This is a genomic window from Levilactobacillus huananensis, from assembly GCF_003946145.1.
GTDB lineage: Bacteria > Bacillota > Bacilli > Lactobacillales > Lactobacillaceae > Levilactobacillus > Levilactobacillus huananensis.
In genome coordinates this window covers 132,069-156,298 of the sequence record NZ_RHOC01000005.1, presented here as the reverse complement: position 1 = coordinate 156,298, position 24,230 = coordinate 132,069, and the positions used below count along the sequence as shown (strand labels likewise).

23 protein-coding genes and 1 pseudogene are annotated in these 24,230 nt (G+C 45.2%); 20 read left to right on the top strand and 4 right to left on the bottom strand.

Annotated elements, in window-relative coordinates:
* Window positions 1–134: 134 nt before the first annotated feature.
* A pseudogene (tnpA, locus tag EKM71_RS06165) lies at window positions 135–585 on the top strand (IS200/IS605 family transposase).
* 51 nt (window positions 586–636) lie between these two features.
* On the opposite strand, the gene EKM71_RS06160 reads toward tnpA, so the two are convergent.
* Window positions 637–1,269 carry a zinc metalloprotease gene (locus EKM71_RS06160; RefSeq protein ID WP_125573751.1) on the bottom strand — a complete coding sequence of 211 codons (633 nt, stop codon included), beginning with the start codon at window positions 1,267–1,269 and terminating at the stop codon, window positions 637–639.
* A 288-nt stretch (window positions 1,270–1,557) separates the two neighbouring features.
* Between EKM71_RS06160 and coaA the strand changes: the two genes are divergently transcribed.
* The 14 genes from coaA (at window position 1,558) to EKM71_RS11055 (ending at window position 17,203) form a co-directional block, all read left to right on the top strand.
* Window positions 1,558–2,481: a type I pantothenate kinase gene (gene coaA / locus EKM71_RS06155; RefSeq protein WP_125573750.1), complete on the top strand. Its 924-nt coding sequence runs from the start codon at window positions 1,558–1,560 to the stop codon at window positions 2,479–2,481.
* A gap of 11 nt (window positions 2,482–2,492) precedes the next feature.
* Window positions 2,493–3,071: a hypothetical protein gene (locus tag EKM71_RS06150; RefSeq protein WP_125573749.1), complete on the top strand. Its 579-nt coding sequence runs from the start codon at window positions 2,493–2,495 to the stop codon at window positions 3,069–3,071.
* Between the two features lie 96 nt (window positions 3,072–3,167).
* The gene (gene guaA / locus EKM71_RS06145) at window positions 3,168–4,709 is read left to right on the top strand and encodes a glutamine-hydrolyzing GMP synthase (protein WP_191986190.1); all 1,542 of its coding nucleotides are present in this window, start codon (window positions 3,168–3,170) and stop codon (window positions 4,707–4,709) included.
* Between the two features lie 614 nt (window positions 4,710–5,323).
* Window positions 5,324–5,866, top strand: a complete 543-nt coding sequence (locus tag EKM71_RS06140; protein ID WP_125573747.1) for a hypothetical protein — start codon at window positions 5,324–5,326, stop codon at window positions 5,864–5,866.
* A gap of 169 nt (window positions 5,867–6,035) precedes the next feature.
* Window positions 6,036–6,965, top strand: a complete 930-nt coding sequence (locus EKM71_RS06135) for a hypothetical protein (protein WP_125573746.1) — start codon at window positions 6,036–6,038, stop codon at window positions 6,963–6,965.
* Window positions 6,966–7,367: 402 nt separating this feature from the next.
* Window positions 7,368–9,338: a BglG family transcription antiterminator gene (locus tag EKM71_RS06130; RefSeq protein ID WP_125573745.1), complete on the top strand. Its 1,971-nt coding sequence runs from the start codon at window positions 7,368–7,370 to the stop codon at window positions 9,336–9,338.
* Between the two features lie 5 nt (window positions 9,339–9,343).
* Window positions 9,344–9,622 (top strand): PTS sugar transporter subunit IIB, encoded by a 279-nt coding sequence (locus tag EKM71_RS06125; RefSeq protein WP_125573744.1) that lies wholly within the window; start codon window positions 9,344–9,346, stop codon window positions 9,620–9,622.
* A 3-nt stretch (window positions 9,623–9,625) separates the two neighbouring features.
* Window positions 9,626–10,999, top strand: a complete 1,374-nt coding sequence (locus EKM71_RS06120) for a PTS ascorbate transporter subunit IIC (RefSeq protein ID WP_125573743.1) — start codon at window positions 9,626–9,628, stop codon at window positions 10,997–10,999.
* 19 nt (window positions 11,000–11,018) lie between these two features.
* Window positions 11,019–11,657: a D-sedoheptulose-7-phosphate isomerase gene (locus tag EKM71_RS06115; protein WP_125573742.1), complete on the top strand. Its 639-nt coding sequence runs from the start codon at window positions 11,019–11,021 to the stop codon at window positions 11,655–11,657.
* Window positions 11,658–11,869: 212 nt separating this feature from the next.
* Window positions 11,870–12,346, top strand: a complete 477-nt coding sequence (locus EKM71_RS06110) for a flavodoxin (RefSeq protein WP_125573741.1) — start codon at window positions 11,870–11,872, stop codon at window positions 12,344–12,346.
* A 127-nt stretch (window positions 12,347–12,473) separates the two neighbouring features.
* Entirely contained in the window at window positions 12,474–12,950 is a 477-nt protein-coding gene (locus tag EKM71_RS06105; protein ID WP_125573740.1) for a flavodoxin, read from the top strand.
* A gap of 129 nt (window positions 12,951–13,079) precedes the next feature.
* Window positions 13,080–15,614, top strand: coding sequence for a M1 family metallopeptidase (locus EKM71_RS06100; protein ID WP_125573739.1), 2,535 nt, complete (start codon window positions 13,080–13,082; stop codon window positions 15,612–15,614).
* Between the two features lie 193 nt (window positions 15,615–15,807).
* Window positions 15,808–16,884 (top strand): hypothetical protein, encoded by a 1,077-nt coding sequence (locus EKM71_RS06095; protein ID WP_125573738.1) that lies wholly within the window; start codon window positions 15,808–15,810, stop codon window positions 16,882–16,884.
* Window positions 16,885–17,053: 169 nt separating this feature from the next.
* The gene (locus EKM71_RS11055; RefSeq protein WP_164504733.1) at window positions 17,054–17,203 is read left to right on the top strand and encodes a hypothetical protein; all 150 of its coding nucleotides are present in this window, start codon (window positions 17,054–17,056) and stop codon (window positions 17,201–17,203) included.
* 47 nt (window positions 17,204–17,250) lie between these two features.
* Here the strand turns inward: EKM71_RS11055 and EKM71_RS06090 are convergent, their stop codons facing one another.
* Together EKM71_RS06090 and EKM71_RS06085 are read right to left on the bottom strand one after the other, a co-directional pair.
* A complete protein-coding gene (locus EKM71_RS06090; protein WP_125573737.1) occupies window positions 17,251–18,657 on the bottom strand; it encodes a C69 family dipeptidase in 1,407 nt (468 codons plus the stop codon).
* Window positions 18,658–18,720: 63 nt separating this feature from the next.
* On the bottom strand, window positions 18,721–19,185 hold the full coding sequence (locus tag EKM71_RS06085; protein WP_125573736.1) for a MarR family winged helix-turn-helix transcriptional regulator: 465 nt from the start codon (window positions 19,183–19,185) through the stop codon (window positions 18,721–18,723).
* A gap of 171 nt (window positions 19,186–19,356) precedes the next feature.
* Between EKM71_RS06085 and recQ the strand changes: the two genes are divergently transcribed.
* Entirely contained in the window at window positions 19,357–21,138 is a 1,782-nt protein-coding gene (recQ, locus tag EKM71_RS06080; protein WP_125573735.1) for a DNA helicase RecQ, read from the top strand.
* A 137-nt stretch (window positions 21,139–21,275) separates the two neighbouring features.
* Here recQ and EKM71_RS06075 read toward each other — a convergent pair whose 3' ends face one another.
* Entirely contained in the window at window positions 21,276–21,461 is a 186-nt protein-coding gene (locus EKM71_RS06075; RefSeq protein ID WP_125573734.1) for a hypothetical protein, read from the bottom strand.
* 135 nt (window positions 21,462–21,596) lie between these two features.
* On the opposite strand from EKM71_RS06075, the gene EKM71_RS06070 reads away from it, so the two are divergent.
* The 4 genes from EKM71_RS06070 (at window position 21,597) to EKM71_RS06055 (ending at window position 24,190) form a co-directional block, all read left to right on the top strand.
* Window positions 21,597–21,914, top strand: a complete 318-nt coding sequence (locus tag EKM71_RS06070) for a glycine cleavage system H protein (lipoate-binding) (RefSeq protein WP_125573733.1) — start codon at window positions 21,597–21,599, stop codon at window positions 21,912–21,914.
* Window positions 21,915–21,932: 18 nt separating this feature from the next.
* Window positions 21,933–22,826 carry an RluA family pseudouridine synthase gene (locus EKM71_RS06065; protein WP_125573732.1) on the top strand — a complete coding sequence of 298 codons (894 nt, stop codon included), beginning with the start codon at window positions 21,933–21,935 and terminating at the stop codon, window positions 22,824–22,826.
* On the top strand, window positions 22,823–23,599 hold the full coding sequence (locus EKM71_RS06060) for a DUF1003 domain-containing protein (RefSeq protein ID WP_125573731.1): 777 nt from the start codon (window positions 22,823–22,825) through the stop codon (window positions 23,597–23,599). Before EKM71_RS06065 ends, EKM71_RS06060 begins: the two co-directional genes overlap by 4 nt.
* A 192-nt stretch (window positions 23,600–23,791) precedes the next feature.
* Window positions 23,792–24,190 (top strand): hypothetical protein, encoded by a 399-nt coding sequence (locus EKM71_RS06055; protein ID WP_125573730.1) that lies wholly within the window; start codon window positions 23,792–23,794, stop codon window positions 24,188–24,190.
* The last annotated feature ends 40 nt before the right edge of the window (window positions 24,191–24,230 follow it).

The window sequence follows — 24,230 nt, the reverse complement described above, 5'->3', positions numbered from 1 at the left end:
CTTTTGGCATAATGAAGTTCCTTTCAGATTTCACAAAGTCCTATTTAGAATTTACACCAATTATACGGACATAACCTAAGAAGTCCAAAGACGATAGTAGCTTAGCACATACCAGATGGAATCGTAAGTACCACATAACCTTTTGCCCCAAGTATCGGCGAAAAGTTATTTATCGAGAGTTAAGAGCAGATATTGGCCATATATTAAGGAAACTGTGTGAGTTAAAAGATGTTGAGATTATTGAAGCCCATGCAATGCCAGACCATATCCATATGTTGGTTAGAATTCCGCCTAAGATGAGTGTCGCTAGTTTTTGGGGGTATTTGAAGAGGATGAAGTGTCGTGAATGCCATGCAAATTTAAAATACATTTACGGAAATCGAAGTTTTGAGGCTCGTGGATATTATGTGAGTACAGTGGATTTGAACCAAAAGACACATAGAAAGATATATTTGGAATCAAAAAGCTGAAGGCCGTGTAAATGCCAGTATGACAAAGTGCGGATATCAAAGATCTATTTATGAAGTAAAAAACTACCAAGGCGACGAGCGTCAGCAGTTGGTAGTTTTTTGTTGGAATCTTTGAGGAACTTCTTACATGTGATGAGCTTCTTTTAGGGTGGTTAATTACCGTAGCTTATTTAGGCTCAATAATGTGATTTTTGAATGGATAGCCTTTGTAGACCTTAGCTAAATGTTTCTTGTCTGATTTGGAGATTTTGCTATTCCGATTATTTTTACTCATAAGTCCCTTTTTTTGGTATGTGAGCCCCATTGCATAGCCGATTTCTCTAGTTGCCACGTTTACGATTTGTTTGTCAGAGTATTGGTCATTGTTTAATTTTTCTCGATTTAAATAGATGGATGCCTTAGAAATGAGTTCTCTACTATGTTTTTTGTTAATAATATTTGTCCATGTATAAGAGTCGACATTAGTTGCCGCATCAAGATTGGGTTCTAAAAACACGCCTTTCCATTGGCTATTGAATTCAGCGACGGTCGTCATATGTATAACCGCTTTTTTGTTTGTTTTAGCTGGGCGAAGACGAACTATTTTCGTGTTGTTCCAATTCTTAATTGCCTTTTTAAAAATATTTTTGTAACGTTTTGACGAAGTGTTGACTTTATAGGAAATTGTTCTCTGTGTGTAATTTGCCCAGTAGCCCTTATTGGATGCATTTGCAGTAACGCTACCAGCACCCAGCAAACTTGCCCCAATACCCATCATCGTTACGAACTTCATTAACCCCTTGAATTTATTTGCTAGCATGATTTTTGTCTCCTCGTAGTATGTAGACTTATAATTAAATAATATTATGTAGTAAGTATATAGCACGGTTATATTTTTGACAACGTATTGAACTATCTCTGTCGGTATACTTTGATAAGTTAATTAAAAATATACGCCAAAAGGTAGCAAGTTCTGTCTAGATCTGATAATCACTTGTTGTCCTACTCCCTTTTCAAGGTGTCTGATGGCATGGGTGAAACGAGGCAAATAGGCGGAAGTTGCGGTATAATATGACTAATTATTTCAGAGCAAAGTTGAGGTGTTATTATGAGTGACCCCATTAATTACAATGCGTTTTCTCGCGAGGAGTGGCAAGGGTTTGCCGACCGTGCGACGTTACCCTTGACGCCGGAGAGTTTGCGGCAGATCAAGGCCTTTAATGACCAGATCTCGCTGCAAGATGTTCAGGATATCTACATTCCATTGGTCCATCTCTTACGGTTGCAGGTCGAACATTACCGCCAGTTGCAACAGGACAAGGCCGCTTTTCTCCAGCAGGCGCCCCATCGAATTCCCTTTATCATTGGAATTGCTGGAAGTGTAGCGGTTGGGAAGAGTACCGCGGCGCGCCTGTTAGAGGTGCTGCTTAACCATTACTTTACTGATCAGCGCATTCAGCTGATCACGACCGACGGGTTCCTCTACCCTAATGAGGAACTGAAAAAGCGGGATTTGATGAGTCGAAAGGGATTCCCAGAAAGCTACGATATGGCGGGCTTGATTCACTTTTTGAACGCCGTAAAGTCTGGGGCTTCACTCGTCAAATCACCAGTCTATTCTCATGAAGTCTATGACATTGTGCCCGATCAATTTGACTATATTGAGCATCCAGACATTTTGATTGTGGAAGGGATTAATACCCTCCAATTGCCAACAAATGAACAGATTTATGTGAGTGACTTTACTGACTTTTCGATATACGTGGATGCAGACTCGGACCTGATTGAAGATTGGTTCTTGGAACGATTCAAGTTGTTGCTTGAGACGGCCTTTCAGGATCCCTCAAACTATTATTATCCGTATGCAGTGGGCGACCGCGACGTGGCCTTGGCCAAGGCCCGACAGGTTTGGCACGATATCGATTTGAAAAACCTGGAAGAGTATATTTTACCCACTCGTAATCGCGCAGATATGATTATTCATAAGACGGTGGGTCACCGGATTGACCGGTTGCTTCTGCGAAAGTATTAGGGGGTGACGCCATGTTACGAGCGGCAACGATTGTTGATGCCGATGCGGTGGCGATCCTGGTGCTACACGAATTGGAACGGCGGCATCTGCGCCGATTGCGGCGACTGACCAAGGAACAGCTTTCGCAATTGTTATTTGTCGGTTATCACCAGAAAAATTTCCGTTATGGTTACCCACAGGCACGGGTCTATCAGAACCAGGGAGTCGCGGTCGGGGTGGCTTATGGTTACCCCGCGGCGGTGGAAGCTACTCTGGATAATCAGTGGTCGGCGTTGTTCATGCGTTTGCAGGAGACACCGCCACAGCAGCTTGTGGTAACGCCACGTGCGTTGTCAGACGAATGGTATTTAGACCTCTTGACGGTGCGACCACGCTCAGCCAATAAGACTTACCAGCAGTGGTGGTTTGATGAATGGCTGATGGATGACGCCCTGCGACAGGCCCGCCGGAGTGGCGCGCGAGTTGTGGGGATGGATGTGCGACCCGGTAGTCGCAATGCGCAGTTGGCTGCGGAATTCGGGTTTGTGGTGAGTGCTTATCGTCAACTTGACCGCCAACCTTACGTCCATTTGCGCTATCGGCTTAACTAGTTGGGTCAGTTTTGCATTGACCCGGGTTTCAGAAATCTGTATGATATAAACAATGTTGAAAAAGAAGAAAGGGTGAATGGCTTGGCAAACGTTGATATGTCAAAATTTGACAAAATCATTGTCCTAGACTTTGGTAGTCAGTATAATCAATTGATCACACGCCGGATTCGTGACATGGGCGTTTACTCCGAACTCAAGGCGCACACTATGAGTGCCGCCGAGATCAAGGCTTGGGGACCCAAGGGGATTATCTTCTCCGGGGGACCAAACAGTGTGTACGACAGCAGTGCCTTCAATGTTGACCCTGAGATCTTCGAATTGGGAATTCCCATTCTGGGGATCTGTTATGGGATGCAACTGATGGCCCACAGCTTGACTGGTGGGAAGGTTGAATCCGCCGACAACCGTGAATACGGTCGCGCGGATATCACCGTTCTCAGCGACGATGCAAAACTGTTCAAAGACACGCCAAAGCAACAGACGGTGTGGATGAGCCATGGTGACCTGGTCACCCAGGTACCAGATGGCTTCGAACGCGTGGCGACGAGTGAAAATTGCCCAATCTCAGCCATGCAAGACGTTGACCGCAACTTCTATGGGATCCAATTCCATGCGGAAGTTCGGAATACGGAATTCGGGAATGATATCCTGAAGCACTTTGCCTTCGACGTCTGTGGCGCAGAATCTAACTGGTCCATGGATGACTTCATCGACCTGCAAATCGAACACATCCGTGAAACAGTGGGCGACAAGCGCGTCCTTCTCGGATTGTCTGGTGGGGTTGACTCCTCTGTTGTTGGCGTGCTCCTGCATAAGGCGATTGGAACGCAACTGACCAGTATCTTTGTCGACCACGGGTTACTCCGTAAAGGGGAAGCCGATCAGGTCATGGCAAGTCTGGAAGGAAAGTTTGGGTTGAACATCATCAAGGTGGACGCTCAGGAACGCTTCTTAAGCAAGTTGGCTGGGGTTACCGAACCTGAAACCAAACGGAAGATCATCGGCAACGAGTTCATCCAAGTCTTCAATGACGAGGCCCAGAAGCTCGATGGCATCGACTTCCTGGCGCAAGGAACCTTGTATACCGACGTGATCGAAAGTGGGACTGATACGGCACAAACCATCAAGTCGCACCATAACGTCGGTGGGTTACCGGAAGACATGCACTTCCAGTTAATCGAACCATTGCGTTCGCTGTTTAAAGATGAAGCCCGCGAGTTGGGTGAAAAGTTGGGGATGCCAAGCGACCTCGTTTGGCGTCAACCGTTCCCCGGTCCTGGTTTAGGGATTCGGGTACTTGGTGAAATCACGCCAGAAAAGTTACAAATCGTTCGCGATAGTGACTTAATCCTCCGTGAAGAAATCAAGAAGGCCGGGCTCGACCGTGATATCTGGCAATACTTTACGGTCTTGCCAAACATCAAGAGTGTTGGGGTCATGGGTGATGGCCGGACGTATGACTATGCAGTCGGTATCCGTGCTGTGACGTCGATCGACGGGATGACCGCCGACTTCGCCCGTATTCCATGGGATGTTCTTCAGGAAATTTCCGTGCGAATCGTAAACGAAGTGGATCACGTGAACCGCATTCTTTATGACGTCACGAGTAAGCCGCCTTCGACAATCGAATGGGAGTAAGCTAGCTAGATAACTTGATACCGCAATACTGATTTAGCAGCGTTTAAGTTGTTGTATAAGAAATTAAATTGGTAGGAATCTATGTGATTCCCCACCAAAAATCCCACCAAAAATCACGACTATCCTTAATTGGGAGTCGTGTTTTTTGTGTTTCCATCATCATTTTTTAGAGGTTTATAAAGAGCCAATAATTTTTTTAAGTGTGTTTCTTTATTCGTAATGGGGGTTAACTTAACCATAATTCGTTTGTGTACGTCGGTATTACTGGTAAAAGAAAAGGCCGTTTTATAATTGGGGCCTAATACAGCAACCACTCTTGTTCAAAGTGTCTAAACGTACGGTTATTCGTGGTTCTCTTCCAATTTGAGAGGTCCTGCGCTCCAAATCATACCAAAGTTACTTATCGGCAGAAACGGTGCCCTGTTGTGACTGTCGTTATTTATGCATAAATTGATCAATAAATATAATATGTTAAAAACTAATTGAACTATTATCTAAATTAAATTATGATTTAGAAGCGGTCTCAAATAAAGATGAGGATTAGTGGTGAATAATATTCATGGTTAAATAGAGACTGTTGGAGAAGAATCAAAAATAAAGGGGGGGCTTAAACAATGAAGAAAATGAATCGTATCTTAGTTACCGCCATAATGATTGCAACGATGGTATTTGGTACAGTTCTCCCGAGTAAGATGGCTTCAGCTGCCACCAAGACTGGATATAGTCGGATTAATAAGTGGACACATGGGTTTAATCATGATAAATATCGGGTCAAAAATGCCAATGGTAAAACTTACAAGATGACTGGAACCAAAAAGAATGTAAAATTGAAGACTAATCATTATCTGAAGAATTACAAGAAGACGACATGGGTACGTATCGGTGTTACTCAAATCAAACATAAGGGAAACTGGATGTATTATTACTATATGAAACCCATTACTAAAAAGAAGCGCGCTGGTGGCTGGGTCAAATTAACCGACATGAAACCTGTTAAGACTTATAAAGCTGATAAACATCATACGGCCGATTTTGACACATGGTACCGGACATTGAATCAGACTCAACGTAATGAGTATGTTGGCTTTGTAGAGCAAGGTGGCGCGTCAGATGGTGATGGTGAGCCTTCACAAATTCCCAAAGAATATCTTAATTAAATTGATGTGATTAGTTGTTATAGATACCGCTATAATTGAACATTTCGTACCTATGCATGGCGCTATTGCATTGAGGATAATTTAACTCCTGGTTAATCCATACCCAGATTTAGGCATTGAGTTATTAATTAGGTTCCATATGAAAAATTATAATAAGGAGAGTTTAACTATGAAACGCTACATCAAACGATTAATGGGGGCCGCTTTATTAGGCACAGCAATTTTGTCATTGGCAGCTTGTGGGAAGTCAGGTGCTAACCAAGTTAATTCAAAGGAAATAACTTTTCTCAAGGATGCACAATCTTCAAGTCAGCGGATTTGGTATTTTGCCAGTAATGATGACAGCCAGAATCGGGAATTAAGCAAGAACACAAAAATTAGAACTATCTTTGTTACCAAAAATGGGAAGATAACGGCCTATTCTCCTAAGGGTACTGGGATGGCATTTAAAGATATCAACAAGAAATCAGATTCACAAATCATTTCAAACTTAAAGAAGGCGGATAGAACTAGCTTTGATGAGTTTGTGAGTGGCGATCACTCATCAGTAGCCAGTCAGCTTCAAGAGACCCAAAAGAAAGTTAAGGACGCAAAGGAACTTCTGGCAACAGATACTGAACGACGTAAACATGATATCGGTTTAGATAAATCCGTGTTAGAAGAAGATCGGGACGACATAGATTCGAATGAAAAGACTGTCTCGTACTTCAAAGAGGTTGCTAAAACCCTAAAGTCCAAGGAACCTACGTATAAAGCGCCATTTGCCAGCGACTTGCGAGCCGAGGTGACCACTGATAGCTCAGGCAATAAAGTCGGATCAGAACGGCTTATCTATTCCGCACACAGTTATCAACCAGTAGATACGTTAATAGACGATGAATACAAAACGACTTATCCTGAGTACAAGACGTTAACGAGTGACATCCCATTGCAGGGGACCTATTATGCACCTGAACGTATTTTTGACGATACGTACACGGGGTACACGGGTATCTCAAACGACAAAGATTTCTTTTTCTTGACGAAGACGACTAATAAGAATGTTAAAGTTAAGTTCGATAAAATTAAAACTAAGAACGTTAAAGTGACAGATTATTAGAGGTGTTAAATGGTACGGCTACACTTGTCTTTCTGGGCAGTGATGTAGGTTGGATGGAAGCAGAGGGTAATCCTTACTGCTAATTTGTAGGGGATTTGTTCCATATCAGCTTTAGCGTTAGATATCATTTTTATAGGTGCTCAGTTTTCTGACACAGATGATTGTAAAATGATGGAGTTCAATTCTTTTAAGAATTGGACTTCTTTTGATCCCTTTAACAAATAACCCATGTGGATTATGGAGTGTTAGGAGTATTAATTCGAGTTAGTATTGAGTAATACTGAATTGTCGTTTGACGGCCAATTGGTATAGCTGTGCTGGTATTTGCCAGAATGCAGAAAAAAAACGAACTGGTTTTTGATTAGCAGTTGCTTAATAATTAATTATGAGGAGGCCGATAGAATGTTGAATGAAAGGAGCAAGGTCTTACTTAGCATGTTATGCGAAAAGGGGGCGGTTTCACAGAATGATATCCAGGAGTTATTCGGGGTTTCAAAACGCACGATTCATAATGATTTGGTGGAAATTGACAACTTCCTATTGGCATCACAATTTGCTCCAGTTGAGAAGAAGGTTATGACCAGCTATGAAATTTCTGGTGATCGAACCGAGATTGCCCAGACGCTAAAACTTTCGGGTAACAGTGATCGAAAAGAAGTTAACTATTGGGAAGAACCTAATTTTAGAATTGGGTTTGAATATAGCAAGATATTTTGGCATGACACACGGTTAACAATCGACGATTTTACAAAGATGCTCTCTGTTAGTCGAAGTACAATTAACGCTGATTTAAAACGCCTGAAGCGGGAACTGCGGGCACATCACATAGATATTCAGTTTGATAAACAATTTGGGCTACATCTTCATGGAAATGAAAGCGATTTCAGAGAGGCGTATTTTAGCTATGTTCGATTTCTAAAACAGTTTAATTATGATTTAGAAGCGATTAGTGGTTGGGACCGCTTGGTCATTGTCAATTGGCTGCGAGAAGCTGAACACTTGTTAATGGTGGAGTTTACATACGACAGCTTTGAACGAATGGTGATGAAGGTTAACGTTGTTTTGCGACGTATCCGGTTGGGACATGCGATTAAAACTAATTTTCAACCGGAACTTAAGCGACCGAAAAATGAATTGGTCAAGCTTCAACAAATCAGTGGACCGTTAGAAGAACAGTTTAAAACACATCTAACTATGGGAGAAACTTCATATTTAGTAGCCCAGATTGACACCAGCGGCCTAATTAAAAATGAAGTTGTCTCACGGGGGTATAACGTTCAAGTAGACTTTCTTGTCAATCACTTTATTGAAGAGGTGGGGCGAGAATTAGGGATCGATTTGAGTGGTGATCAGGAACTTTTTCAGCATTTGGGATTACATTTTCAAGCGACGCTGACTAAAAAGGCTACACATTTAACGGATTTGATTACGCAAGAGTCTTTCGAAAACATCCAATCCATGTTTCCAAGAGAATACGAGGCTGTTCAATCAAGCCTAAAAAAACTAGAAAATGAGGAATTTGCATCCTTTGATAATACTTCAGAATATGCTTTTCTGACTTTACATGTTGTCTCCTCAATAGAGAAAATTAAGAACCAAATTAGTAAGGATCTGAGGATTCTATTGATTTGTAATCTAGGTGTGGGGACTTCACAATTTCTTAAATATCGTTTCACAATGGTGTCGGAAGCTCACATTGAAATCGCATCGATGGACCAACTAAGTAGCAAGCTGAAAAATGTGGACTTCATTATTTCGACAATCTATCTCCCTGATCTAAAGGTTCCATGTCTCAAAGTATCACCAATTCTAAATGCCATTGATCTAAAAAATATAAATCAATTGGAGCAGAGAATCATTGCAGAAAAAATTGAACATCGCGCTAATGAAAGAAAGGAGTGGCAGAAAAGCCCAATGCTAAAAGACTTGTTAACAGAAAATACGATTGAAACTAATGTTCATGTGAATAATTGGGAAGAAGCCATTCGGCATGGTGGCCGGATAATTGAGAGAACTGGAGGAATTAATTCTACTTATACTGAAGCAATGGTTGCGGCGGTTAAAAAATTCGGGCCATACATTGTTATCGCACCGCACATTGCGCTTGCCCATGCAAGCTCAAAGGATGGTGTGAATGAAATCAGTATGAGTCTCTGCACTTTAGACCAAGGCATTAACTTTGGCAATAAGGAAAACGATCCAGTAAATATTGTGATTTGTTTAGCGGCAATCGACCACCATTCTCATTTGCGGGCACTTTCCGAACTTGTGACAAATCTGAGTGATTCTAGTTTTATGAATATGCTTATGACGTCTGATCGGGAAGAAATAGTTCAGTACATTCAGAATGAAAAGCTAAAAGAAGTGGAGTGAAAATTATGAATATTTTGACAGTTTGTGGTATGGGTTCAGGGTCTTCCTTAATTTTAAAGATGAATGTTGATGAGATCTTGGAGGCTGAGAGTCGTGATGCTGAAGTGGAAGCTTGTGACATTGGTTCAGTTGGGGCGCATAATGCTGACTTAATTCTGGCAACCAGGGACTTCAAAGATCCTTTGGAGGAATATGATGTCGACAAGATTTTTCTTGGGAACGTCGTGGACAAAGTTGCGATCAAACAAGAACTGGATACGTACTTCGAGGAAAAGGGGAACTAAATCATGAATTTTATTTTTAGTTTTTTTAACCAGCCAGCCATTATCATTGGGCTGATTGCTTTTATTGGATTGATTACCCTTCACAAACCAGTTGAAAAAGTCCTGACTGGAACCTTTAAAACAGTTATTGGTTTTGTGATTTTATCTCAAGGGGGAAACATAATTTCCAGTGCTTTGAATAATCTGTCGCCAGCTTTTGAAAGCGCTTTCCATGTTCAGGGCGTTATTCCCTCCAATGAAGCAGTTATCGGTACCGCTCAAAAGCTTTTTGGACCTGAAATGGCGCTTATCATGGCGTTCGGGTTCTTATGTAATATCTTAATTGCGCGCTTTACAAAATTTAAATATATTTTTTTGTCAGGGCACCATATCCTGTTTATGTCAGCATTGTTATCGGCCGTTTTGAGTACCTTAGGTTTCAAAGGGACTGAGTTGGTTATTGTTGGTTCCTTACTATTAGGTGCTGTGATGACACTGTCACCAGCCGTTACTCAGCCTTTCTACCGGAAGGTTACAGGTAATGATAATGTTGCCATGGGTCACTTTAATGGAATTAGTTATTGTTTATCACCAATGATTAGTAAATTGGTTGGAAACAAGGAACATTCGACAGAATCAATTAAAGTACCAAAGCGACTGAGTTTCTTCAAGGATAATACGATTAGTACGGTCTTAGTCATGTTAATTCTGTATGTTGTCACGTATGTCATGGCAAAACAATCTGTGGTTTTAAAATTATCTGGTGGAGACAATATTGTAATGTTTGCAATTATGCAAGCAATTATCTTTACCGCTGGATTCGTCATTGTTCTGCAAGGTGTGCGAATGATGTTAGCAGAAATTGTGCCCGCGTTTAAGGGAATTTCAGAAAAAATTGTTCCTGATGCAACGCCGGCGTTGGACGTTCCGGTACTCTTCCCATATGCACCTAATGCTGTTTTAATCGGGTTCATTTCATCAACAGTAGGTGGACTGATTGTTTTTGCTCTTTTACCTTTCACCTCATTGCCAATCATCATTCCCGGATTAATTAATCTTTTCTTCGTGGGTGCTGGTGTGGGTGTTCTCTCTAATGCCGTTGGCGGTATCCGTGGAACGATCATCGGTGGCCTTTTTAATGGGGCACTTATTACCTTCTTACCAGCATTGATGCTTCCAGTGCTAGGTAAACTTGGTTTTGCCAATTCAACTTTTGGTGACGCAGATTTTGCCGTTGTAGGTATTGTAGTTGGCCATATTGGGGAAAGCTTCGGTAAAATTGGTGTCTATGCGCTTATCGGTATTCTAGCTTTGATTTTCATAATTGGTTCGGTGATTAAGACTAAGCGTATGGCGATTAAAGCAAGTTCTGAAAAAAATATTGAAACTGCTGAATAAAAAGAAGAGTGATTAAATAATGGCTTTAAATGAGTTTACAAATATTTTAATTAAGAGAAGACCAAACTTAGAAAGTTGTTTATCACAAATCGTGGATGCCTATAAAATACTTTTAGATACTGCTCAGAGTGGTGGAACTTTGTTCACTTGTGGTAATGGCGGCAGCAATTCGGATAGCTATCACATTGTTGGAGAATTGCTTAAGTCGTTTAATAAGAAAAGGCCACTTAACCCTGACTTTTCTCGGAAATTAGGATCAATAGATCCAAATGAATCGGTAAAGTTAAAACAGCTAGAAGGTGGCATCAAAGCAATGGCTTTGGGATCACAAACGGCTTTTTCTACAGCATTTTCTAATGATGTGGATCCTGACCTGATTTTTGGCCAAGAGTTAGCAACGTTAGGGCAACAACGGGATTTGTTGCTCTGCCTATCTACGTCAGGCAATTCTTCAAATGTGAAGTATGCAGCTCTGGTGGCACGAGCACTTGGTATGCGGTCTATTCTATTAACCGGTAAAAATAATGGCGATATTAGTAACTATGTGGACGTGGTTGTTAATGTACCGGAGACCGAAACCTATCTAATTCAGGAGCTACATATTAGCGTATATCATTGTTGGTGCTTAGCATTGGAGGATGACCTATTTAAAGGGTAGTAGTCTCAAATAGCGTCTCTATCTTTGTGTTCGATGCCTTAAAGTTTAGAAGTCTATCAAGGGAGATGGCCTTTAAAATTAAACGATAAGTTTACTTGCTCTAATTGAGATTCCTTAGATTATTCCAACAATTATAAAAAGGATCCCCCCAGAACGGTCCAAGTGGTGTATAACTAAGTTAGAGGATTGAAAACATACCGGGGGGATTACTAATGGGACAATCTATTGTATTGTACTTTTCAAATACAGGGCATACGCAAGCGATAGCGGAGAGAATTGCGGTAGCGACGGGGTCTGAACTCGTCGGCATTCACGCTAAGATACCCTACACATCGGCAGATCTTGATTGGGAAGATCAGACGAGCCGAAGCTATCAAGAGATGCATGCAGGAAAAATTCGACCAGCTATTGAACCGATCGATCCTCAAAAGATTGCGTCAGCGACGACCGTTTTTCTGGGATTTCCACTTTGGTGGTCGGCAGCGCCGCGGCCAATTGATACGTTACTAGACAGCGTGGATTTAACGGGTAAGGATGTTCATCCGTTCTGTACCTCGGGAACGACACCGATTGCTGAAGCGATCGATAAGCTCCGTGAGGACTACCCTGATATCCGGTGGCATCCGGGTCGTCGGTTTGCTACCAGCTTGACGACAGATGAGATTCAAGATTGGGCTATGGAAGATTAGATTTTGATAGGACTTTGGCGTACTCTGCCAGGGTCCTATTTTTCCGAAAAAGAAAGCAGTTGACCTAGAGGTACTCTAAGGGTGTATAACTAAGACGTAAGTTAAAAATAAATGGGAGGAATTACTAATGGGACAATCAGTTGTGTTGTATTTATCTAATACTGGACATACACAAGGTGTTGCAGAAAAAATTTCGTCCGTGACGGGAGCTAAGTTAATCCCCATCAAGCCGCAACAGGCCTATACCAAGACTGATTTGAATTGGAACGACCATGATAGTCGGAGCTATCACGAGATGCACGGTGGGCGGGTGCGGCCGGCCATTGAGCCGGTTGATAGTGCGGCCATTGATCAGGCAACAACCGTTTACTTGGGGTTCCCACTGTGGTGGGCAACCGCACCGCGACCGATCGATACACTCTTGGATAGTGTGGATCTGTCTGGGAAGACGGTTCGGCCATTCTGTACGTCCGGGTCATCAGCGATTGATGAGGCGGTTCGTCAACTTCGGGTCGATTATCCAGCAATTGATTGGCAAGCTGGCAAGCGCTTGACAAGTCACGTAACGGATCAAGAAATTCAGGCTTGGTCAAAACAAAATTAGATAGTTGAAAAGGGTGGCGATCATGGTGATCGTCACCCTTTTAGCCACTAAAAAGATTCACCGTCTTACGTGGCACCAGGGGACCAAAAGTGTATAATGAGATTATTCTAATAATTCAAGGAGGAAATCATGACAAAATCCACACACTTTTATCAGATGTTCCAACCCAACCACTACGATATCGCGTTAAATATTAATCGCGAAACCAAAGAAATCTCCGGGACGTCCACCATCACCGGTGACGCCTTGGAAAACAAAATTTCTGTTCACCAAAAGTTTATGACCATTCAGTCGGTGATTGCTGACGGGCAATCCGTACCATTTACGTTTGATGATCAGAGCGAAGGCATTCACATTGACCTAGGTAAGACTGGGAAAACGACCGTGGCCATTGCCTTTACTGCACCCCTGACCGACAGCATGATGGGAATTTATCCCTCCTACTATGAGTTAAACGGAGAGAAAAAGCAGATTATCGGGACCCAATTTGAAACGACGGCTGCTCGTCAAGCCTTCCCTTGTGTCGACGAACCCGAAGCCAAGGCGACATTTGACCTGGCGATCAGCTTCGACGAACACGAAGGCGAAACGATTATCAGCAACATGCCGGAAGTAAAGACTGAAAATGGCGTCCACATCTTTGATACCACGGTCCGGATGTCCACCTACCTGATTGCGTTTGCCTTTGGGGATCTCCAAAGTAAGTTAACCACGACTAAGAGTGGGGTTCAGGTCGGTGTTTTTGCCACGAAGGCCCACCAAGCTAATGAACTCGACTTCGCTTTAGACATCGCTAAACGTTCAATCGAATTCTATGAAGACTTTTATCAGACACTATACCCACTGCCACATTCATGGCAACTCGCTTTACCTGACTTCTCAGCCGGTGCCATGGAGAACTGGGGTCTCGTCACCTATCGGGAAGCTTACCTGGTCTTAGATCCTGACAACACGACGCCTGACATGAAGATGTTGGTCGCTACGGTTATTTCTCATGAACTGGCGCACCAATGGTTCGGGGATCTGGTCACCATGAAGTGGTGGGACAACCTATGGCTTAACGAAAGTTTTGCCAACATGATGGAATACGTTGCCATCGATGCCATCGAACCTGACTGGCACGTCTGGGAGATGTTCCAGACGTCTGACGTTCCTATGGCCCTCAAGCGAGATGCGACAGATGGCGTTCAGCCCGTGCATGTTCAGGTTGAAGATCCAGCAGAAATTGATGCAATTTTCGACAGTGCCATCGTTTACGCTAAGGGTGCTCGGATGTTAGTGATGGTACGGACATTGATTGGAGACGAAGCCTTACGTAAGGGGTTAAAGGCCTACTTTGCCGCTCACCATTATGGCAATGCAACCGGGGATGACCTTTGGGCTGCCCTGGGTGAAGCCTCTGGTATGGATGTCGGGGCTATCATGAACTCTTGGTTGGAACAGCCTGGTTATCCGGTCGTTTCAGCCAAGGTTGTCGACGGTAAATTGACGTTATCACAGAAGCAGTTCTTCATTGGTGAAGGCAAAGAGGTTGGCCGTCAATGGCAAGTGCCATTGAACAGCAACTATGATGCCGCTCCCGTCCTCTTAAAGGACCACGAGGTTGTCGTTGGGGACTACGCGCAACTACGTCAAGCCAGTGGCAAGCCGTTCCGCTTAAATGTTGGCAACAATTCCCACTTTATCGTGGCCTACGACGACACCTTGTTGCAAGACATTCTGGACCACGTTGATGACTTTGACAGCATTACCCAACACCAGATTCTGCAAGACCTCCAGCTCTTAGCCGAAGGCCGTCAGATTTCCTACGGGACTTTAGTTCCCCTGTTACCTCGTTTTGCCGACAACCAATCAACGTTGGTTACCACTTCTCTGTACACTATTGCTGGGGCGTTGAAGAAATTCGTTACGCCAGGTTCTGCTGAAGAGGCTCAAGTGAAGGCTTACTTCGACCGATTGAGTGCCGGTCAAGTTGCGCGTTTGGGCTGGAACGATCGTGATGCTGACAGCCTCGATGACCAGCTAGTTCGGCCTACGGTTCTGAGTGCGGCCTTGTATGCTGAGAATCCTGAAGCCATTGCATCAGCGCATGACTTATTTACAGCCAATCGGGAACACTTGGAGAGCTTACCAGCTTCGACGCGTTTTCTAATTATTCGTAACGAGGTCAAGCATTTCGGTAGCGCGGCCTTGATTGGGGACTTGCTGGCAGCTTACCGGGCAACTAGCAATGCCAGCTACAAGTCAGATCTGTCCCATGCAGTGACGGCAACGGGTGACCCAGAACAAATCGTGCGTCTAATTGGTGTCTTTGAAGATGCTGGCACGGTGAAGCCACAAGACTTACGTGCTTGGTTTAATGGTCTTCTGGTCAATACTCGTGGTGAACAGGCGGCTTGGGATTGGATTCGGACTGATTGGCAATGGCTCGAAGATACTGTTGGTGGCGATATGGAGTTTAGTACCTTCATTACGGTCATCTCTCGGGTCTTCCGGACACCAGAACGGTTGGCTGAATTCAAGGCCTTCTTTGAACCTAAGGTCAATACCCCAGGCTTGACCCGTGAAATTCAGATGGACATCAAGGTTATCGAGAGTCGCGTGGATTTGATTGCGGCTGAAAAGGCGGCTGTCGTTGCAGCACTTGCAGCTGTTGTTAAATAATTAAGGACTAAAAACGAAATGGAAACCCGTGCAGGGTTTCCATTTTTTTGAGTGGCTGAAGATATGGCTAGCAATGCAAGCGTCTATGGTATACTGAATCTAATTAATGTGCGCGGCTAACTTTAAATTATCTGGGCCCCCGGGTGGCATACCACGAGGGCTCTTTCGTATTTGAAAAGGTGAGGAGACCAGCATGACCGAACTGCTAAATTACTTTCAATCGATTCAAATTAAGGGAATGGGGTGGCTGCTCCTGGTGAGCCTATTTCTCTTGGGCAATCTTCCCATTCTGATTATTGTCTATATCTATCTGGCGGCAGTGATGATTATGCGGACAATCTTAGCCCAATTTCCAAAAGGGGCCAAGGTAGGCCTTATCGGGATATATGGTCTCTTATTGGTCTTACAGATCGTCTTTGTCTCTGTCGGTGTCTTCCCATTACGTGGCCAAACGGTGATGTACTTTCCAGCCAAAGCGTTGGGCGTGGTGATGCTCCTCTTTCCCTTATGGGTGGAGCGATTTGTGACGACAAATAACCAGACGGTGTTTTACCTGCCAACGGTGGAAGAGTTCGCTACGGTTAGCTTCAATGAATTGCGACGCGATACCGCCAAATTACGGTCGGTGTTGGCCGCAACCACCGATGCCAAAGACAAGGTCTCCATGGCTCATCTCAAAACGATTCTGGCAGATTTACCGCGGCATAGTGCAACCCGTTATATTAATCATGGCACCTTGACGGCGGCTTATTTCGAGGCAGCGACGGCCACTTTGGATGACCAACGGCTCTATTTAGCCGTTTCCAATACGGGTAGTGCGGCCAGCGAGATGATCTCTGTGGTGACGCGTAAGCAGTTTAACCACGTGTCCCTGTCCTTTGACCGAGATCTAACAACCATCATCAGCTACAACGGGGGTGACAACGTCTATCCACCGGGAATGAATGCCGAAACGTTGGAATTCTTCCATCAGAAGGTGGGCGCGTCCATCTTGGTGTATAGCCTGCCGGTTACCGTGAAACAAAAGCAATTCGTGATTGATAAGATTGCAGAAATTAACCGCGAGGGGAGCGCCTACAACATGGTGGGCCTCGTTTCTAAGCATTCAGCCAAACCCAACATCATGTTTTGTTCCCAATTTGTCTACAAGATGCTGAAATTGGCGGGGGTCACTTACTTTGATAAGCCTGGTGGGGACGTACGCCCAACCGACTTTATTGAGCAGGATTACTATAAGAAATTAAAATTTGAATATGAGCTGACTTTCTAGTCTAGCTGATGGCTCGGAAATTTCCGAGTTTTTTTTTGATCCGGTGAATCAGCTTTGGTTCCGGTTCCATTGGGTGATTTGTAGGGAGTTTACGTTTCGGTCTATACGGCTATGGGCTAAGGTAGTTATACTAGCAAGAAAGATTGAATTAGCCGTTAGGAGGCATTCCATGACGACCCAACCATCCGCTTCACCCATCTCAAGGGTTCAAGATCTGCCGACACCACCGCTTGCCTTAACCAATGAAGCCCGGGTGACTTGGGCCATAGAGGCCTTTCGCACGCGCTTACGAGATAACAACTGGAGCCGAGAAAATTAAAAAAGCCCGTTTCCCAAGAGGGGAAACGAGCCATGAGTCAGTCTCAATTAGTCATTCAAGTTGTAACGAAGCTTCATGTGTTCAGAACCAAAGGTGACCATATCACCCAATAACTTCGTGGTCCGAGTGAAGGATTCGTTTGACAGTTTTTCGTTGGCATCCAGCAACGTGGACTTCACGTCGGCGCCATCTTGGATGGCAGCATCAGTGGCATGTTGGATTTCACGGTAGGCTGACATTGCTTGCAATGCATACGTGTTCCGGAAGTCGACGTACAGGTCGTAGTCGGTGTCTCCCAGAAGAGCAACGGTACAGCTGAGCCAGTACATGTGGTTCATGTTGAAGGTACCATCGGCATCCTTGTAGACGGCTGGCGTATCGTCAACATTAGCATAGAAAGGTACAACCGTGTTGAACGTGTTGGCACCGAAGGCCAACCAGTGAATCCCGGCGATGCTTTCGGGGACGTTGTTTCGGATTTGTAAGATGTGAACGTCGTGGTTCCGGTTGATTCCGATTGGACGGAAGAGCTTCTTGTCATCTTCGGAACCGTGACCATAAACATCATACTTCGTGTTTTCGTAGTGAGAACTCAGAACGAATTTCACGTCTTCAATAGAAATTTTACGGTTAGCATGGCAGATAAATGGTAAATCTTGGCCTTGTGGATCTTGTTCAATTTCTGGGTTGAAGACCTTTTGACCGAACCAAGCACGGGGGTTATTGTAAACCGTATCCTTGGTAGAAGCACTCCCAAAGATGTGACGCAGGTTAACGCCCTTAAAGTCAGGGTTCAATTGGTATTTGGCGATCAGGTCTTCCAAATCGTCAGAAGCCAGCGTGTCATCGGCTGCAAAGTCAAAGTCGTCGATGTTCATCCGGTTAGGGGCAACCACGTAAGCGTCATCAGGGATGCGTTTAGCGGCCCAGTGATGACCACCGATGGTTTCTAACCACCAGATTTCGTCATGGTCGGAGAAGGCGATTCCGTTTGGTTCGTAGGTCCCGTATTCCTTTAACAAGCTGCCTAGACGTTCAACACCTTCGCGGGCGCTGTGAATGTAAGGCAGGACCAAGGTAACGAGGTCTTCTTCACCAATACCACCGGCAACGTAAGGGTCAATCCCTAAGATACGGGAATTCGTGGTAATAGTTTCAGTTGCGGACATGGCCACATTCTCACTGTTGATACCGGCTGCTGGCCAGATACCATTAGTCAGAATCGAGTTAGGAATAGAGGTGTAACGCATTGGGTTATCGGGTAATTTAACTTCAACACCGCTGATAACCGCTTTGTAATTGGTAGGTTGGTCACTAGGATTAACGACAACAAAGCGTTCTGGATCAAGCGCCTCGTGACCGTCATCGTTCCGTGAAATGATAGTGGAACCATCTAGTGAAGCCTTTTTACCGACTAAAATCGTTGTACATGAGCCTTTTATTCTTTTTTCCATGAATGCAGCACTCCTTTTGATCAATATTATAGCATTGATAACTAGGGGAATTGAAGTGGTTTCTCATTTTTCCTTAATGAACGACTGATGAGCCAGCAGGTGTTGTAGATCGGCGATAATGGCTTGATTTTCTACCAAAGCGAGTTGTCCCTCAGTCGGTGAGAGTTGTTGTTGAGAGGTCAGTTGCTGGATAGCTTGGCTGACGGGAATTTGGGCCTGGCGTCCCTGATCAGTGAGGTGAATGATCAGTTGACGACGGTCGGTAGCTACTGGACGCCGCTGAATCCAGCCGCGCTGTTCCATCCGGCGTAGAAGCGGCGTCAGTGTATTACTGCCAAAGTCGAGTTGGGTGCCCAATGTGTGGAGCGGCTGATGATCGGCTTCCCACAACATTCGAAGAACCAGGTACTGCGGATAGGTCAATGCAAATGGCTGGAGGGCTTGCTGATAGAGCTTGATATAGAGACGACTGGCACGATAGAGCGCAAAGCAAAGCTGATTGGCCAACGACTGATCTGACACATTCATACCTGGTTCCTCCTGATATTTTCACTGTTTAATTGTGCGCAATTTAGTTTACTATAGGCGAATTGATCTTAGCTGTCAACCATCTTTGCCGTTTACCGAATAAATTCATGAGTTGTCAGGCCGACCAATTGCCAGTAAAATGGGACCAGTGACTAAAAGGAGTAAGCATTGATGGACTTAACGGCTGCACAAAAAATTTTAAAAACGACCTTCGGGTACGATACCTTCCGGCCGGGGCAACAGGCCGTGATTGAGCATGTCCTTTCAGGTGAGAGCAGTCTGGCGATCATGCCTACCGGTGGAGGAAAGTCGCTTTGTTACCAGATTCCAGCGTTGCTTTTCAATGGGATTACCGTAGTTGTTTCGCCTTTGATCTCACTGATGAAGGATCAAGTAGATGCCTTAAATGACAGTGGGGTGCCTGCAACCTTTATTAACAGTTCATTGGAATGGCCGGAGATTCAAGACCGGCTGGTAGCACTCCATCGTGGGGATTACAAGCTACTTTATGTGGCACCCGAACGACTCGACTCTGCGGCCTTCTTGGCGGCATTGGGGCAATTACCTGTCGACCTGCTAGCGGTGGATGAGGCGCACTGTATTTCGCAGTGGGGCCATGACTTTCGGCCCAGTTACTTGGCACTGAGCACGGCTATTGAGCAACTTCCAACACAGCCGCAGGTGCTGGCCCTCACGGCGACGGCCACAACTCAAGTGGCAGCAGACATCTGTCAACAGCTCAAGATTGATCCACAAAATGAAGTAAACACCGGTTTTGCTCGGGATAATCTAGATTTAACCGTGGTTAAGGATCAAGATACGGATCGTTATATTTTAGATTATTTGAAAGTAAATGAAGGGGAAACTGGCATTATTTATGCCAGTACCCGTAAGGAAGTTACCCGATTAACCGCGATGTTAGACCGGCATCATATCAAGGCGGCGGCTTACCATGCTGGTCTCGATGATGACGTCCGCCGTCAAAACCAAGAGGACTTTCTCTACGATCGAATTCAAGTGATGGTCGCTACGAATGCCTTTGGGATGGGAATCGATAAGAGTAACGTCCGTTTCGTCATTCATGCCCAGGTTCCGGGAACTCTGGAGGCCTATTATCAAGAGGCCGGTCGTGCGGGACGAGACGGGTTGCCTAGCGAGGCAATCTTGCTCTTCCGGACTCAAGATCTGCAGATTCAACACTTTTTCATCGACCAGTCTGAACGGGATGATGCTCATAAGCAACGAGAGTATCAGAAACTTCAGGTGATGAGTCAATATGCCAATACCGAAGATTGTCTCCAACAGTTTATCCTGGCTTATTTCGGGGAAAAGTCCAAGCCGTGTGGCCGTTGTAGTAATTGTCGTGACGACCGGGAGCAGCAGGATATCACATTGGATGCTCAAAAGGTATTGTCGTGCGTGATTCGGCTTCGCTCACGTTATGGCAAGAGTATCGTGGCCCAGGTTCTGACGGGCTCCAACAACCAGCGAATTCGCGAGAATCATCTGGAAGAGGTGACAACCTATGGCATCATGGCCTCTGAACGCCAGAAAACAGTCAGCGAGCTGATTGATTTTCTAACGGCGACCGGGTATCTCAACGCCGTTGGCGGTCAATATCCGATTCTTCAGGTCACCGAACAAGGTGGCGAAGTTTTGCGTGGTGAGACCCAGGTCTACCGCAAGATGGCACGTCAGGCGAAAAGACTGGCTCCTGTGGATGACGAACTTTTCCAACGGTTACGTGGTTTACGGCATACGTTAGCTGAACAACAACATGTTCCGCCATTTGTCATTTTTTCGGATAAGGCGTTACGCGCGATGTGTGCGGATCAACCTCAGACGGATGAGGCCTTTCTCGCAGTTAAGGGTGTGGGCCAAAGCAAGTTAGCCAAGTATGGTAAACAATTTATGAATGAGATTCGGGGATTTCTGGCGGTTAAGAATGGCTAATCGTGTCTGCCGATAAGTGATCTCGTGGTTGTTAAACACACGGTTGCAGAGCAGTAGTTGGAATAAATCACGCCATGAAAAAGGTCCCAACGCAACGACAAAGCGTCGTTGTGCTGGGACCTTTCGTAAATCATCGTCTAGAGACAGAGCCAACCGCCCATGCCAACTAGTGCAACGCCAATAACTGAAAAAATGGCGATAAGTACGGTTGCATCATGGTCTTTCTTCATAGCTGGATAGAGTTTGATCGCGATAAAAATCAAAAGAAATACGCCAGTAATAAAAATCAGCGCCCCCGTGAGACTATTGTGTGACATCACCATGGTGTCCACACCCCCTTATTGCTCCTATTATACCCATTTTAGGCTAAGAGGTGGTAAATAATTCCCGTGGATTATGGGGCTATGTTAAAATGAACTTTAATGAGAAGTCGGACGAAAGGTGAGGGGGGGACAGGAATGATTGACAAACCTGAATTGAGCGCCAGCGCCTTGTGGTTAGCACCGCAAGAGGCAGGGGTTATTCGCATTGGTTTTGCCGACGATGGCCGGGAACTCTTGGGACCGGTCACGCAAGTTAAGTGGTTGGTTAAGTCGGGTAACTTAGAACTGGGGACACCATTCATGACGGTCATGGGGGCTAAAGATAGCCTCGTACTCCGGACGCCTTTTGCTGGACGAATTGTTCGGATCAATACCGGATTGGTGGATCATCCTGAGTGGTTGGATCACCGCAATGATGAACGTGATTGGCTGTTTGACGTCGTCGATGACTAGGTAGGGGGCAAACAAACGATGGAACTTTCTTGGCGGGTGCAAGCACCCGTAGCCAGTATGAAAAAATTTTTGAATCAACAAGGCATCAGTCACCGTGTATATAGTGATCTGAAGGCACAAGGGATTATTCGGGTTAATGGGAAGAAGACCAGTCCAGCCGTCGACCTTCTGGTTGGGGACACAGTTCAGGTGGACTTGCCACCCGAGGTCGCTGACGATAGTGTGGCTACCAGTGACGTTCCGATCACGGTTCTCTTTGAGAATCGTGACTGGCTCTTGGTGGACAAACCAGCGGGACTCAACGTCGTTCCCGGTCCTGCTAACCGAACGGACACCTTGGTGAACCGTATTAAGGGACATTGGCAGGCAATCAATGCCGAAAATCAGGTACCCCATATCTTGACGCGACTAGATCGCTTCACAAGTGGGGTGGTCTGGGTGGCTCGACATCGATTAGCCAACAGTCTTGCCAGTCAGATGCAGGCAGATAAACGCTTGCAGAAACGGTACTTTGCTATTGTGAGTGGCCAGGTTAAAGATGACCATGGCACAATTGATGCCCCACTAGCCAGCGATCCCGGTGGTTTTAATCAGATAGTGTCACCAGAGGGAAAGCCAGCTTTAACGGAGTACTGGGTGCGTGAGCGCTTTGCCACCGCAACATTGGTCGAGGTGCAATTACATACGGGCCGGACACACCAGATTCGTGCACACTTTGCTTCGATGGGACATCCCTTGATTGGAGATGACCTGTACGCTGGTCCGACCAACTCGGTAATTGCACGGCAGGCCTTGCATGCGCGGTTACTGGCCTTTACCGATCCCTTTAGTGGGGAGCCCCGAAAGTTTACCAGTCCCTTTCCAGCGGATTGGGAAGCATTAGTGACGGCACTAAGGAGTGAGTCCAAATGACAACTGACAATCAACTAACCTGTCTGGTGGATGGGGAACCAGTCTCGCTGGAAACGAGCTTGCAATTGGCAGAACTCGACGCTGGCCTGAGAAATCGGATCAAACGAGAGTTTCCGCAATCACAACCTGGAGACTATATCTGTGGTCATCACCTGTTGAAGTATCGACTGGAACATGTCGATGCTATGATTAATGCCGATCTCAAGCAAACGAAAAAAATTAATAACAAGCTAACCAAGGCGTTACAAAGTGACGATTATGATATTGTCGATGTTAATGAAACGTTGACGGAGAGCTTAACCTTCGGGCAAAAGGTTTCCGATGATGTGGCTCACTTTGGGGGTTCCTGGGGTTTTATTTTTGCTTTTATGTTTGTGCTACTGGCGTGGATGTTTGTTAATGGGCTCCATTTATTTGGTATCAACTTTGACAACTACCCCTTCATTCTGTTAAATTTAGTGCTTAGTTGTGTGGCGGCCATTCAGGCCCCCATCATCATGATGAGTCAAAATCGGTCGGCTGACCGAGACCGCATGATGGCTGAAAATGACTATCACGTAAACTTGAAGTCGGAACATGAACTCCGGTTACTCCATGCGAAGGTGGACCATTTGGCGCAGAATCAAGTGCCCCATACCATGGAGATTGCCCGGTTTCAATTAGAAATTCTCGGTGAGATTCGCCAAGAATTAGGTGAGCTTCGATCCCAAGAACATATGGGGTCGACCACTGCACGAAGGGAGTCGTCCCATGAAGACGTGGATCACAGCTAGTGCATTGTTTGTTGTTGGCCTGTTTTTTGGCCAACGCGTGGCCGTTAAACTGGCCCACTAATGCGGCTTTGTTAGGTCTAAAATAAAGGTCCGCCGTTCCGCCGGTTGTGCAATCGGGGAGGGGGGGCCTTTATGACTGATTGTCACTTTATTATTAACGATCCTCATAGATTATTTAAGGAGTTGTAACGGATGAAGGCTAATATTCAACTCGGCGATGCCGAATTTGGTCAGATGATGCTGGTTCTCAAGGAACCAGTCACACAGGCCAATCACAAGGAATTTAAGTTTCTCGACGGTGAGATGCAGGAGATTGCCCCAGATATCTGGGCGATGCCAGCTTATATGACGGAAGACGATGACTTCACAATGTTCTTTCTGACGACTCAGATCGAGTCTGGGGAAACGGTCGTGGCGTTTGCGACCGGGGACGCTAGTCATGGCGACTTCCGGTTAAGCGACCCGCTGATTACGGGAGAAGGCTTGAATCTCCTGCATCAGCAAAAGCCAGATCGGGCCAAACGAGTGCTGAAGTTTTTGAATGACATTTCCAAGGCCAGCGAAGGTAATTGGCGGATGGTCACTGACTAATTGACTTGTTGAATTAGAAGATAATTGGGTGAACCAATAA